The organism is Klenkia marina (assembly GCF_900101025.1).
GTDB lineage: Bacteria > Actinomycetota > Actinomycetes > Mycobacteriales > Geodermatophilaceae > Klenkia > Klenkia marina.
Genome location: NZ_FMUH01000004.1, coordinates 316444 through 329535 on the forward strand (window position 1 = coordinate 316444; position 13092 = coordinate 329535).

13 protein-coding genes are annotated in these 13092 nt (G+C 76.6%); all 13 read left to right on the forward strand.

Annotated elements, in window-relative coordinates; translation table 11 throughout:
* Window positions 1-18: 18 nt before the first annotated feature.
* The 13 genes from BLP29_RS13950 to BLP29_RS14010 all read left to right on the forward strand — a co-directional run bounded on the left by BLP29_RS13950 (window position 19) and on the right by BLP29_RS14010 (window position 13087).
* On the forward strand, window positions 19-1671 hold the full coding sequence (locus tag BLP29_RS13950; RefSeq protein WP_092805668.1) for a DAK2 domain-containing protein: 1653 nt from the start codon (window positions 19-21) through the stop codon (window positions 1669-1671).
* Window positions 1661-3880 (forward strand): ATP-dependent DNA helicase RecG, encoded by a 2220-nt coding sequence (gene recG / locus BLP29_RS13955; RefSeq protein WP_092805436.1) that lies wholly within the window; start codon window positions 1661-1663, stop codon window positions 3878-3880. The genes BLP29_RS13950 and recG overlap by 11 nt, the downstream gene beginning before the upstream one ends.
* Window positions 3877-4431, forward strand: a complete 555-nt coding sequence (rsmD, locus tag BLP29_RS13960) for a 16S rRNA (guanine(966)-N(2))-methyltransferase RsmD (RefSeq protein WP_092805438.1) — start codon at window positions 3877-3879, stop codon at window positions 4429-4431. The genes recG and rsmD overlap by 4 nt, the downstream gene beginning before the upstream one ends.
* A 7-nt stretch (window positions 4432-4438) precedes the next feature.
* Window positions 4439-4927, forward strand: a complete 489-nt coding sequence (gene coaD / locus BLP29_RS13965; RefSeq protein WP_092805440.1) for a pantetheine-phosphate adenylyltransferase — start codon at window positions 4439-4441, stop codon at window positions 4925-4927.
* Window positions 4924-5613, forward strand: a complete 690-nt coding sequence (locus BLP29_RS13970) for a flotillin family protein (protein ID WP_092805442.1) — start codon at window positions 4924-4926, stop codon at window positions 5611-5613. The genes coaD and BLP29_RS13970 overlap by 4 nt, the downstream gene beginning before the upstream one ends.
* 104 nt (window positions 5614-5717) lie before the next feature.
* The gene (locus tag BLP29_RS13975; protein WP_092805444.1) at window positions 5718-6314 is read left to right on the forward strand and encodes a YceD family protein; all 597 of its coding nucleotides are present in this window, start codon (window positions 5718-5720) and stop codon (window positions 6312-6314) included.
* A gap of 2 nt (window positions 6315-6316) precedes the next feature.
* On the forward strand, window positions 6317-6496 hold the full coding sequence (rpmF, locus tag BLP29_RS13980; RefSeq protein ID WP_091242789.1) for a 50S ribosomal protein L32: 180 nt from the start codon (window positions 6317-6319) through the stop codon (window positions 6494-6496).
* A gap of 23 nt (window positions 6497-6519) precedes the next feature.
* On the forward strand, window positions 6520-7266 hold the full coding sequence (rnc, locus tag BLP29_RS13985) for a ribonuclease III (protein WP_092805446.1): 747 nt from the start codon (window positions 6520-6522) through the stop codon (window positions 7264-7266).
* Between the two features lie 3 nt (window positions 7267-7269).
* A complete protein-coding gene (gene mutM / locus BLP29_RS13990; RefSeq protein WP_092805448.1) occupies window positions 7270-8166 on the forward strand; it encodes a bifunctional DNA-formamidopyrimidine glycosylase/DNA-(apurinic or apyrimidinic site) lyase in 897 nt (298 codons plus the stop codon).
* Complete coding sequence (locus tag BLP29_RS13995) at window positions 8163-8432, forward strand: acylphosphatase (RefSeq protein ID WP_133379170.1); 270 nt, start codon at window positions 8163-8165, stop codon at window positions 8430-8432. Before mutM ends, BLP29_RS13995 begins: the two co-directional genes overlap by 4 nt.
* Window positions 8433-8610: 178 nt before the next feature.
* Window positions 8611-8802, forward strand: coding sequence for a hypothetical protein (locus BLP29_RS14000; protein WP_092805450.1), 192 nt, complete (start codon window positions 8611-8613; stop codon window positions 8800-8802).
* 59 nt (window positions 8803-8861) lie between these two features.
* A complete protein-coding gene (gene smc, locus BLP29_RS14005) occupies window positions 8862-12485 on the forward strand; it encodes a chromosome segregation protein SMC (RefSeq protein ID WP_092805452.1) in 3624 nt (1207 codons plus the stop codon).
* Complete coding sequence (locus BLP29_RS14010; protein ID WP_092805454.1) at window positions 12482-13087, forward strand: hypothetical protein; 606 nt, start codon at window positions 12482-12484, stop codon at window positions 13085-13087. Before smc ends, BLP29_RS14010 begins: the two co-directional genes overlap by 4 nt.
* Window positions 13088-13092: the final 5 nt, after the last annotated feature.

Below are 13092 nucleotides of genomic sequence, written 5' to 3' on the forward strand. Positions count from 1 at the left end.
ACCGGTAGCCTCCGGCACGTGCTCACGGCGCTGGACGAGGCCGCGGTCGGCCGCTGGAGCCGCGCCGCCGCCAATGCGCTGCGCGCCTCCCGGGGCCGCCTCGACGAGCTCAACGTCTTCCCGGTGCCCGACGGTGACACCGGGACCAACCTCCTCCTCACGGCGCAGGCCGCCGCCGAGTCCGAGGCCGCCGGCGGCGAGGGCCCGGCGCTCACCCGGTGGGCCCGGGGCGCGGTGCTGGGGGCCCGCGGCAACTCCGGCGCGATCCTGGCGCAGCTGCTGGCCGGCCTGGCCGACCGGCTCGCGGCCCCCGGTCCGGCGCCCCGCGCGGTCGACGGGCCGGCGCTGGCCGGGGCGCTGGAGCACGCGGCGCGCAGCGCGTACGAGGCGGTCGCCGAGCCGGCCGAGGGGACCTTCCTCACCGTCGCCCGGTCCGGCGCCGAGGCGGCCGCAGCCGCCGTGCGTGAGGGGCGCGAGGCCCTGGCCGACGTCGTCCGGGCGGCCGCCGACGGTGCCCGCCGCGCCCTGCACGGCACCACCGAGCAGCTCGAGGCGCTCAGGGCGGCCGGGGTGGTCGACGCGGGCGGGGCCGGGTGGTGCGTCGTGCTCGACGCCCTCGTCGCGACGGTCACCGGTACCGAGCCCGACCGGCCCCCGCTGGCCCGGCGCACCGGGCGACCGCACCGGCACGAGCACGACGGCGTCGGCACCCACCTGCACGCCCCGGTGCCCGACGCCGGCAGCGAGGTGCAGTTCCTGCTGGCCGACTCCACCGAGGCCGCCGTCGACCGGCTGCGCGCCGAGCTGGGCTGGCTGGGCGACTGCCTGGTCGTCGTCGGCATCGACACCCCCACCGGTCGCGAGTGGAACGTGCACGTGCACGTGCACGACGTCGGGGCCGCCGTCGAGGCGGGCATCCGGGCCGGGCGCCCGCACCACATCTCCGTCACCGCGCTCGCCCCCGTGCAGGTGGCCCCCGCGCTGCCCGGCTCGCGGCTGACCATCGCCCTGGTCCCCGACGGGCCGGCGGCCGAGGGGGCCGGTGAGCTGTTCGCCGCCGAGGGCGTCGAGGTGCTCACGGTCGGGTTGCCGGTCGACGCCGACGACACCCCCGCTGTCGACCGCGTGCGCGCCGCCGTCCGCGAGGCGGCGCTCACCTCCGGCGCCGCCGACCTCGTGCTGCTGCCCGGCGACCCGTCGCTGGTCGGTCCGGTCACCCGGGCGGCGGCCCAGGTGCGGGAGGAGGGCCGCGACGTCGCGGTGGTGCCCACCCGCTCGCTGGTGCAGGGGCTGGCCGCCGTCGCCGTCGCCGATCCCCAGCTGCGCTTCGCCGACGACGTCATCGCGATGACCGAGGCCGCCTCGGCCACCCGCTGGGCCGAGGTGGTGCTGGCCACCGGTGAGGCGCTCACCTCCGCCGGGCGCTGCCACCCCGGTGACGTGCTGGGCATCGTCGAGGGCGACGTGGTCGTCATCGGCGCCGCGCAGGTGGCGGTCACCTGCGAGCTGCTGGACCGGTTGCTGGCCGGCGGCGGCGAACTGGTCACGCTGCTGGGCGGACGGCTCGCCGAGGCCGCCGCCACCCACCTGGCCGCCCGGCACCCCACCGTGGAGGTCGCCGTCCACCCGCTCGGGCAGGGGCCGCGCCCCCTGCTGATCGGTGTCGAGTGACGTGCTGACCCTCGACACCCCGCTGGCCAAGGTGGTCGGCGACCGCACCGCCAAGGCCATGGCCGAGGACCTCCACCTGCACGTGGTGCGCGACCTGGTGCGGCACTACCCCAGCCGGTACGCCCGGCGGGGGGAGATGACCGCGCTCACCGACCTGCAGGTCGGCGACCGGGTGACCGTGCTGGGTCAGGTGCGCAAGGTCGACACCCGCCCGATGCGCAACCGCCGCGGCAGCATCACCGAGGTCACGGTCGGCGACGGCGCGGGCTCGATGCGGCTGGTGTTCTTCAACCACAAGCACGCCCGCATGGTGGTCGGCGCGTGGGGCCTGTTCGCCGGCACGGTGAGCAGCTGGCACGGGCAGCTGCAGTTCAACCACCCCGACTGCCAGCTGCTCGACGAGTCCACCGACGCCGCCGAGTGGGCCTCGGCGATGCTGCCCATCTACCCGGCCAGCAAGAACGTCTCCAGTTGGGTGCTGCAGAAGTCGCTGAAGCTGGTCTTCGGCTCCCCGGAGACGGCCGACCAGCTGCTCGACGCCGACCCGGTGCCCGGCGACGTCCGGCGCCGGCACGGGCTGATGCCGCTGGCCCGGGCGATCTGGCTCAAGCACCACCCCGAGACCCCCGAGGACGTCGAGCAGGCCGACCACCGGCTGAAGTGGGACGAGGCGCTGGTCCTGCAGGTCACCCTGGCCGCCCGCCGGCGGGCCGCCGCGCTCGAGCCCGGCATCGCCCGCCCGCGCCGCGCGGGGGGTCTGGCCGACGCCGTCGACCGGGTGCTGCCCTTCCAGCTCACCGACGGGCAGCGCGAGGTCGGCGAGGCCCTGGCCGCCGAGATCGCGCGTGAGCAGCCGATGCACCGGCTGCTGCAGGGCGAGGTCGGGTCGGGCAAGACCGTGGTGGCGCTGCGCGCGATGGCCCAGGTCGTCGACGCCGGCGGCCAGGCCGCGCTGCTGGCCCCCACCGAGGTGCTGGCCGCCCAGCACGCCCGCGGCATCGCGGGGCTGCTGGGTCCGCTGGGCCGGGCCGGCGAGCTCGACGGCGACCCCGAGGGCACCCGGGTCACCCTGCTCACCGGTTCGCTGCGCGCCGCGGCCCGGCGGGCGGCGCTGGCCGAGGTGGCCGACGGCAGCGCCGGCATCGTGGTGGGCACCCACGCCCTGCTGTCCGAGGGGGTCGCGTTCGCCGACCTGGGTCTGGTCGTCGTCGACGAGCAGCACCGCTTCGGCGTCGAGCAGCGCGACCGCCTGCGCGCCAAGGGCACCCGGCCACCGCACGTGCTGGTGATGACCGCCACGCCCATCCCGCGCACGGTCGCCATGACCGTCTACGGCGACCTCGAGACCCTCACGCTGCGCCAGCTGCCCGCCGGCCGCGGCGGGGTCAGCAGCTCCGTCGTGCCGGTGGCCGAGAAGCCGGGCTGGCTGTCCCGGGCGTGGGAGCGCGTGCGCGAGGAGGTCGCCCAGGGCCGCCAGGCCTACGTCGTGTGCCCGCGCATCGGCGACGACGAGCCCGCGGCCGGTGACCAGCCCGAGGACGCCGACGGCGCGCCCGACGGCACCGACCCCGCCGCCGACCCTGCCACCGACCGACGCCCGCCGCTGGCGGTGCTCGACGTGGCCGAGGAGCTGCGCGCCGGGCCGCTGGCCGGCCTGCGGGTCGAGGTGCTGCACGGCCGGCTGACCCCGGAGGAGAAGGAGGCCCGCATGCGCGCCTTCGCCGCCCGCGAGGTCGACGTCCTGGTGGCCACCACCGTCATCGAGGTCGGGGTCGACGTGCCCAACGCGACGGTCATGGTCGTCATGGACGCCGACCGCTTCGGCGTCAGCCAGCTGCACCAGCTGCGGGGCCGGGTGGCGCGCGGCAAGCACCCGGGGTTGTGCCTGCTGGTGAGCGAGGCGTCGACGTCGTCCTCGACCGGGGTGCGGCTGGCCCAGGTGGCGGCCACCACCGACGGCTTCGAGCTGGCCCGGCTCGACCTCGAGACCCGCCGCGAGGGCGACGTCCTCGGCGCGGCGCAGTCCGGTCGCCGGTCCGGGGTGAAGCTGCTGTCGCTGCTGCACGACGAGGAGCTCATCGCCGAGGCCCGCAGCGAGGCCGCCGCCCTGCTCGAGACCGACCAGGGCCTCGCCGCGCACCCCGAGCTCGCCGCCGCGGTGGCCGCCCTCAACGCCGGCGACCGCGCGGACTGGCTGGAGCGCGCATGACGCGGATCATCGCCGGCGCTGCCCGCGGCCGGGTGCTCAAGGTGCCGGCCAGCGGCGTGCGGCCCACCGGCGACCGGGCCCGCGAGGCCCTGTTCAACTCGCTGGGCTCGCTGCTCGACCTCGACGGCGCCCGCGTGCTCGACCTGTACGCCGGGTCCGGTGCCCTCGGCCTCGAGGCGCTGTCCCGCGGCGCCGGTGAGGTGGTGCTCGTCGAGTCGGGGCCGAGGGTGCTGCCGGTGCTGCGCGGCAACGTCGCCGCGGTCGGCCTGCCCGGCGCCTCCGTCGTCGCCGGCTCCGTGCCCGCGGTCGTGGCTCGCCCGGCGGCCGCGCCCTTCGACCTCGTGCTGGCCGACCCGCCCTACGCCGTCGAGGCCGACGTCGTCACCGGGGTGCTCACCGCGCTGCACCTGGGGGGCTGGCTGGCCCCCGACGCCGTCCTCGTGGTCGAGCGGTCCGCCCGCGAGGCCGCGTGGGAGTGGCCGACACCCCTGGTCGGTCTGCGCGACCGCCGCTACGGGGAGGCCGTGCTCCGGTACGGTCGCGCAGCGTGAGGGCAGCATGAGGCGCGCGGTCTGCCCGGGTTCCTTCGACCCGGTCACGAACGGGCACGTCGACGTCATCACCCGCGCCGCTGCGCTCTACGACGAGCTGGTGGTCGCGGTGCTGGTCAACCCGGGCAAGGCGGGGTTGTTCGACGTCGACGAGCGCATGGCGCTGCTGCGCGAGGCGACGAGCGACCTCCCGGGGGTGAGCGTCGACTCGTTCTCCGGGCTGCTGGTCGACTGGTGCCGCGCGCACGACGTCCCCGTGATCGTCAAGGGTCTGCGTGCGGTCGGCGACTTCGAGTACGAGCTGCAGATGGCGCAGATGAACCGCGAGCTCGCGGGCATCGAGACGCTCTTCGTGCCCACCGCCCCGCAGGTCGGGCACCTGTCCTCCAGTCTGGTCAAGCAGATCTCCGCGTTCGGCGGGGACGTGTCGCACCTGGTGCCGCCGGCGGTCAACGCCCGGCTGGTGGCCCGGCGCGGGGAGCAGGGGGCGTCGTGACCGAGGTCGTGTACCGGCTATACGAGGTCGTCGACGAACTGGCGTCGGTGATCGAGAACGCGCGCAGCGTGCCCATGTCCTCCTCGTGCATGGTGCCCCGCGACCTGGTCCTCGACCTGCTCGACGACCTGCGCGAGGGGCTGCCCGAGGAGGTGCAGCAGGCCGGCGCGATCGTCGAGCAGCGCACCGAGATCCTCGAGCAGGCCCAGGCCGAGGCCGAGCGGCTCACCGGCCGCACCCGCACCGAGGCCGAGCAGGTCGTGGCCACCGCCCGTCGCCAGCGCGACGAGCTCATCGGCACCGCCCGCCGCCAGCGCGACGAGCTCATCACCCAGGCCCAGGCCGAGGTCGAGGACCTGCTGTCGCGCGCCGAGGCCGAGGCCGACCGCATCCTGGCCGAGGCCGAGCGCCAGCAGGCCGAACTGCTGGCCGACGCCCGCGCCGAGCACGCCACGATCGTCGCCGCCGGGCAGGCCGAGCACGACCGGCTGATCGCCGAGACCGAGGTCTACCGCGGCGCGGTGGCCCGCTCCGACGCCCTCGGCGAGCAGACCGCCGCCGAGGTCGCCCGCATGCGGGCCGAGGTCGACGAGTACGTGGACAGCCGCCTGGCCGACTTCGGCACCACGCTGGGCCACATGGTGCGCTCGGTCGAGGCTGCACGCAGCCAGCTGCGCCAGCCCTGACCCCGTCCACCGGCGACCGAACCCCGGTGTAACCTGGGCTGCTCCCGCATGCAGTGCACTGCACGCCCTGCGGTGACCCCGACCCCGAGCACAGAGAATCCGCCATGCCTGCTGCCCCCTCGCACCGCCGAGGCGCCGCGTCCACCGACGCCCGGCGCCCGGGTGGCGACCCCTGGAAGGTCGACCTGCGCGAGCTCGGTCGCCGCGCCGGGTCGATGCGCGACTGGGAGAAGACCCTGCCGGCCCCGGCCGGGTGGGGCGTGGAGATGATCGGCGCCCCCGAGGGCGCGCCCGTCGAGCTGCACCTGCGCCTGGAGTCGGTCATGGAGGGCGTGCTCGTCTCCGGCGAGGTCGACGTCCCCGTCGCCGGTCAGTGCGCCCGCTGCCTCGAGCCGGTCGAGGACACCCTGCACCTCGACGTGCAGGAGCTGTTCGCCTACGAGGGCAGCACCACCGAAGCCACCAGCGAGGAGGACGAGGTCCGCCGCATCGACGGCGAGCACCTCGACCTCGCGCCGCTGGTCCGGGACGCCGTCGTCCTGACCCTGCCGCTCTCGCCCACCTGCACCCCGGACTGCTCGGGTCTGTGCGTCGACTGCGGCCAGCGCATCGACGACCTCCCGGCGGACCACTCGCACGAGGTGCTCGACCCACGCTGGGCCGGGCTCGCCGACCGTTTCACCCCATCGAAGGAGAACTGACCGTGGCTGTCCCGAAGAGGCGCATGTCGCGCTCGAACACCCGCTCGCGCCGCTCGCAGTGGAAGGCCACGGCCCCCACGCTCGCGCCGTGCCCGAACCGCGCCTGCGGTGAGCTCAAGCCCCCGCACATCGCGTGCCCGACCTGCGGCCAGTACGACGGCCGCCAGGTCATCGCGGTCTGAGACCGTCGCTCGCACGAACCGTCGTGACCGGCGACCCCAGCACCCCCGGGGGGCCCGAGCACGCCGACCAGGCCGCCGATTGGCTGCGTGACGCCCTAGGCGTCACGTTGCCCGGCGGCCTGTTGGCGTTGGCCCTCACCCACCGCTCCTACGCCTACGAGAACGGCGGGCTGCCCACCAACGAACGCCTGGAGTTCCTGGGCGACTCGGTGCTCGGCCTCGTGGTGACCGACGAGCTGTACCGCAGTCAGCCCGACCTGCCCGAGGGCCAGTTGGCCAAGCTGCGGGCCTCGGTGGTCAACATGACCTCCCTGGCCGGCGTCGCCCGCTCGCTGGGGCGCGGCGGCCTCGGCCCGCACCTGCTGCTCGGCCGCGGGGAGTCGGCGACCGGCGGGCAGGACAAGGACTCGATCCTCGCCGACGCCCTCGAGGCGCTGCTGGGGGCGATCCACCTGGGGCTGGGTCTGGACACCGCTGCGGCGATCGTGCACCGGCTGTTCGACCCGCTGCTGGTCGAGTCCGCGACGATGGGCGCCGGGCTGGACTGGAAGACCAGCCTGCAGGAGCTCGGCGCGGCCCAGGGCCTGGGTGCCCCGGTGTACCGCATCGAGGCCGAGGGCCCCGACCACGCCAAGACCTTCACCGCGACCGTCCTGCTGGCCGACCGTCCCCGGGGCGACGGCCACGGCCGCACCAAGAAGGCCGCCGAGCAGATGGCCGCGCAGAACGCCTGGCGCGCCCTGTCGGCGACCACGACCGGCCGGGGCTGAACCGTGCCGGAGCTGCCCGAGGTCGAGGTCGTGCGCCGTGGGCTCGAGCGCTGGGTCGCCGGCCGCACCGTGGCCACCGTCGAGGTGCTGCACCCGCGCGCGGTCCGCCGGCACCTCGAGGGGGTCGAGCACTTCGTCGCCGACCTGACCGGTTCCACCATCACCGCCGCCCACCGGCGCGGCAAGTACCTGTGGCTCCCGCTGGCCCGCGACGGCGTCGCCACGGGGCGGGTGCTGGTCGCCCACCTGGGCATGAGCGGGCAGCTGCTCGTCGAGAAGCCCACCGAGCCGCGCGAGAAGCACCTGCGGGCCCGGTTCACCTTCACCGACGGCGGTCGCGAGCTGCGCTTCGTCGACCAGCGCACCTTCGGCGGCCTGGCCACCGAGGACGCCGGGGACGACGGCCTGCCGGTGCGGGTCGCGCACATCGCCGTCGACCCGCTCGCCGACGACTTCGACGCCGACGCCTTCGCCGCGGCCCTCCGCCGGCGCCGCACCGAGGTGAAGCGGGCGCTGCTGGACCAGACCCTCATCGGCGGGGTGGGCAACATCTACGCCGACGAGTCGCTGTGGCGGGCCCGGCTGCACGGCGCCCGGCCCACCGACAAGCTCACCCGCCGCCAGGTCGACGACCTGCTCGAGGGCATCCGCGACGTGCTGGGCGAGTCGCTGGCCCAGGGCGGCACCTCGTTCGACTCCCTGTACGTCGACGTCAACGGCCAGAGCGGGTACTTCTCGCGGTCGCTGGCGGTCTACGGCCAGCTCGACCGCCCGTGCCCGCGGTGCGGCACCCCGATCCGCCGGGAGTCGTTCATGAACCGCTCCAGCTACAGCTGCCCCGTGTGCCAGCCGCGACCGCGAGCGGTCCGTGGGGACGGCCCGCGCCCGCGGCGGTCGTGACCCGGCGGGTGGTCGCCCTCGTCTCGGGCGACGTGCAGGGGGTCGGGTACCGCTGGTTCGTGCGCGGCCAGGCCGGCGACCGCGGGCTCGCCGGGTCGGCGACGAACCTGCCCGACGGCCGCGTCGAGGTGGTGCTGGAGGGCCCGGACGACGACGTCCACGCGGTCCTGGAGGCGCTGACCGGTCCGTCGGCACCCGGCGCACCGCGGGACGTCGTCCTCACCGACCACGACCCGACCGGGTCGACGGGCTTCACCACCGCCTGAGCCCGTCGTCCCCGTGTGACGGACATGACCGCCCCCGTCGCGGTGACGGCCCCGTCCGGTCCGTTGACCTGCGACCGGGGGGCTGTCACCCTGGCAGCACCAGCCCGGCCCCGCCGTCCCGGCCAGCACGCCCGGACGCGGCCGGACCACCCCCGCACCTCGAAAGGCCGTTGTCGTCATGGCCAAGGCCCTGTTCGGTTCCGTCGTCGCCCCCAGCCAGCTGCGGGCGGCCGAGGAGATCGCCGCCCTGCGCGCCCGGGTCCGCACGCTGGAGGCCGAGGTCGCGCAGCTGCGGGCCGAGCGCGACGACCGCATCGCCCACGAGCTGCTGACGATGGCCCACCCCGAGGCCGAGCCCGCCCTGGCCTGAACGCCGTCCCCCGGTGCTGACCCCGGGGGATGTCGGTGCCCGTCCCTAAGCTCTGACCTGTGCACCTGTCGAGCCTGACGCTCAAGGGCTTCAAGTCCTTCGCGTCGGCGACGACCCTCCGGCTCGAGCCGGGCATCACCGCGGTCGTGGGCCCGAACGGCTCGGGCAAGTCCAACGTCGTCGACGCCATCGCCTGGGTGCTCGGCGAGCAGGGCGCGAAGAGCCTGCGCGGCGGCAAGATGGAGGACGTCATCTTCGCCGGCACGGCCGGCCGGCCGGCGCTGGGCCGGGCCGAGGTGACCCTCACCATCGACAACGCCGACGGCGCGCTGCCCATCGACTACACCGAGGTGGCGATCACCCGCCGCATGTACCGCTCCGGCGAGAGCGAGTACGAGATCAACGGCGACAAGGTGCGCCTGCTCGACGTGCAGGAGCTGCTCAGCGACTCCGGCATCGGGCGCGAGATGCACGTCATCGTCGGGCAGGGGCAGCTCGACGCCGTCCTGTCGGGGCGGCCGGAGGACCGGCGCGGGTTCATCGAGGAGGCCGCCGGCGTCCTCAAGCACCGCAAGCGCAAGGAGAAGGCGCTCCGCAAGCTCACCGCGATGCAGGCCAACCTCGACCGGCTCGCCGACCTCACCACCGAGCTGCGCCGCCAGCTCAAGCCGTTGGGTCGGCAGGCCGAGGTGGCCCGCCGGGCGGCGGGCATCCAGGCCGACCTGCGCGACGCCCGGCTGCGGCTGCTGGCCGACGACCTCGTCGCCCTGCGGTCGGCGCTGGACTCCGACGTCGCCGACGAGACCGCGGCCCGCGAGCAGCGCGCCCGGGTCGAGACCGAGCTCGCCGGGGCGGCCGGTCGGCAGGCGGGCCTGGAGGGCGCTCTCGCTGCCGACGCACCCGCGCTGGCCGCGGCCCAGGACACGTGGTTCCGACTCTCGACGCTGGGCGAGCGGTTCCGCAGCACCGCGCAGCTGGCCGCCGAGCGGCACCGCCACCTGTCGGCCCCGGTCGCCACGAGCAGCGGCCGGGACCCCGACGCCCTCGACGCCGAGGCGGGCCGCGTCGAGGCCACCGAGGTCGAGCTGGCCGAGCAGCTGGCGGCCGAGCGCGCCCGGCTGGCCGCGGCGACCGGGGCCCGCACCGGGCTCGACGCGGACCTGGCCGTCGCCGAGCGCGAGCTGGTCGCTGCGGCCCGGGCACTGGCCGACCGCCGCGAGGGCCTCGCCCGGCTCTCCGGCCAGGTCGCCGCGGCGCGCAGCCGGGTGAGCGCCGGGGAGGCCGAGGTCGAGCGGGCGCGGGAGGCAGCCGACGGCGCGGCATCCCGCGTCGAGGCCGCCGAGCAGGCACTGGCCGGGGCGCACCCGGCCGAGACGACGGCCGAGCGGGCCCTCGAGGGCAGTGGGGACGACGACGCCGGCCCGGCCGTCGCCGCCCACGAGGCCGCCCGCGCCGCCCAGGTCGAGGCCGCCCGGGTGGTCGCCGAGCTGGCCGACGCCGAGCGCGTCGCAGAGCGCGAGCGCGGTGCCGCCCGGGCCCGGCGCGACGCCCTGGCGCTGGGCCTGGCGCCCGTCGACGGCGCCGCCGCGGTGCTCGCCGGTGCCGCGGACGGCCAGCTCGGCGGGGTCGCCGGCCCGCTGGCCGAGCAGCTGACCGTGCACCCCGGGGACGAGGTCGCCGTGGCCGCCGCGCTGGGCGGGCTGGCCGAGGCGGTCGTCGTGACCGCGCCGCGCGCCGCCGCCGACGCCCTCGCGCACCTGGCCGACACCTCCGGTGGCCGGGTGGCCCTCGTCGTCGCCGGTGCCGACGGGGCCGGCGGGGACGACGCACGCGAGGACGGGGCAGGCGAGGGGGCGGGTCGCCCGGCGCTGCCGGCCGGGGCGCGGTGGGCGCTCGACCTGGTCACCGGCCCGCCGCACCTGGGCCCCGGGCTGGCGCGGGCGCTGGCGGGCACCGTCGTCGTCGCCGACCTCGACGCCGCCGTCGCCGTGGTGAGCGCCGAGCCGGGGCTGCGGGCCGTCACGGCCACCGGCGACGTCCTGGCCGCCGACCGGGCGCTCGGGGGGCAGCCCGACGCGCCCTCCGGTCTGGAGGTGCGGGCCCGGGTCGAGGCCGCCGAGGCACAACTGGCCCGGGCGACCACCCACGCCGCAGAGCTGGCGGGGCAGCTCGCCCGCTCCCGCGAGGTGCACCGCGAGGCCGGGCTCGCGGTCGAGGCCGCCGCTGCGTCCCGACGCGACGCCGAGCGGGCCCGCGCCGCGCGTGAGCGCGAGCTCGCCGGCCTCACCGCGGACCTCCGCTCCGCCACGGCCGAGGCCGAGCGCGCCGACGCCGCCCGGGTGCGCGCAGAGCAGGGGCTGGAGCAGGCCGGGGAGGCGCTGGCCGCGCTCGCCGACCGGCTGGCCGTCGCCGAGGCCGAGCCGGTGGCCGAGGAGCCCTCCCCGGCCGAGCGCGACCGGCTGCGTGCCGAGGTCGCCGCGCTGCGCGCCGCCGAGACCGAGGCGCGGCTGGCCGTGCGGACCGCCGAGGAGCGCGCCCGGTCGCTGCAGGGGCGCGCGGAGTCGCTGCGCCGGCAGGCCCGGCAGGAGCGGGCCGCCCGCGAGCGCGCCGAGCAGGCCCGGCGCACCCGGGTCCGCGGCGCCGCGGTGGCCGCCGAGGTGCGGGCCGGGGCCGAACGGGCGCTGGCGCTGCTGGGCACGTCGCTCGGGCTGGCCGTCGCCGAACGCGACGCGCTCGCCGCCGCCCGCACCGGCCGGGAGGCCGAGCTGCTCGCCGTCCGCACGCGGGTGCGCGAGCTGACCGCCGACCTCGACCGGCTGACCGACGAGGTGCACCGCGACGAGGTGGCCCGCGCCGAGCAGCGGCTGCGCATCGAGACGCTGGAGACCCGGGCGGTCGAGGAGCACGGCATCGAGCTGGCCGAGCTGGTCGCCGAGTACGGCCCGGCGGCCCCGGTGCCACCCAGCGCGCCGCAGGTGGCCGCCGCCGAGCAGGCCGGCGACCCGGCTCCCGACCCGGTGCCCTACGTGCGGGGGGTGCAGGAGCGTCGTGCCGCCGCGGCCGAGCGCGACCTCGCCGCGCTCGGCCGGGTGAACCCCCTGGCGCTGGAGGAGTTCGCCGCGCTCGAGGAGCGCAGCGCGTTCCTCACCACCCAGCTGGAGGACCTCCGGGCCACCCGGCGCGACCTGCTGACGGTGGTGCGCGAGGTCGACGACCGCATCCACGAGGTCTTCGCCGCCGCCTTCGCCGACGTGCAGCGCGAGTTCGAGCAGGTGTTCCAGACCCTGTTCCCCGGGGGTGAGGGCCGGCTGACGCTCACCGACCCCGACGACATGCTCACCACCGGTGTGGAGGTCGAGGCCCGCCCGCCGGGCAAGAAGGTCAAACGGCTGTCGCTGCTGTCGGGGGGCGAGCGGTCGCTGACCGCCGTGGCGCTGCTGGTGGCCATCTTCCGCGCCCGGCCCTCACCGTTCTACGTGCTCGACGAGGTCGAGGCGGCCCTCGACGACGTCAACCTCGGCCGCCTGCTCACCCTGGTCGAGCAGCTGCGCGGCACCTCGCAGCTCATCGTGATCACCCACCAGAAGCGCACGATGGAGATCGCCGACGCGCTCTACGGCGTCTCGATGCGCGGCGACGGGATCACCGGCGTCATCTCCCAGCGGCTGCGGGCCCCGGCATGAGGAGCGGCCGCGTCGACCTGGACGCACTGCTGCTGCCCGGCCAGCGGTACGTGCACCGGTACGGCAGCCCGCCGTGGGAGCCCGAACGGGTCGGGGTGCTCACCGTCCTCCTGCCGCTGGCGGCGCGGGCGGCTGCTCAGCTGCTGCAGCGCTCGCCGAAGCTCTACCCGCACGTGGTCGACGGAGTGCGCCGCTGGGACACGCTGGGGTGGCCCGTGGTCAGCTGGGACCCCCGCGGCGACCTGGGACCCGACGGCGACGTCGTCCTGCTGCTGGTGGACGGGAGGCTCGGCGGGTGGCGCAACGGTGCCCGGTCGTTCACCCCGTTGATGGAGCTGCGCACCCCGCACGCGTACCGCGAACCGCTGGACGCCGACCACCTGCGGTGGATCTGCGACGGCATCCTGAGCACCCTGTGGCACCACGGGTGCAGCGACGAGGAGATCCGGGCGGTGGCCCTGCCCCGCACGGTCGCCGAGGGCGACGACGAGCGCGATCAGGCCTGGCGCACCCGCGAGCGCACCGAGGCGGACCTGGCGCGTGAACGCGACGACCTGGCGCGGCGGGCCGAGGCCGCACGCATCCCCGACGTCTGGCCCTGATCGCG

Excerpts from the sequence above, each read along its gene's own strand:
- rsmD (WP_092805438.1), top strand. The coding sequence starts at position 3,877 with ATGACGCGGATCATCGCCGGCGCTGCCCGCGGCCGGGTGCTCAAGGTG.
- coaD (WP_092805440.1), top strand. The coding sequence starts at position 4,439 with ATGAGGCGCGCGGTCTGCCCGGGTTCCTTCGACCCGGTCACGAACGGG.
- BLP29_RS13975 (WP_092805444.1), top strand. The coding sequence starts at position 5,718 with ATGCCTGCTGCCCCCTCGCACCGCCGAGGCGCCGCGTCCACCGACGCC.
- BLP29_RS14000 (WP_092805450.1), top strand. The coding sequence starts at position 8,611 with ATGGCCAAGGCCCTGTTCGGTTCCGTCGTCGCCCCCAGCCAGCTGCGG.
- BLP29_RS14010 (WP_092805454.1), top strand. The coding sequence starts at position 12,482 with ATGAGGAGCGGCCGCGTCGACCTGGACGCACTGCTGCTGCCCGGCCAG.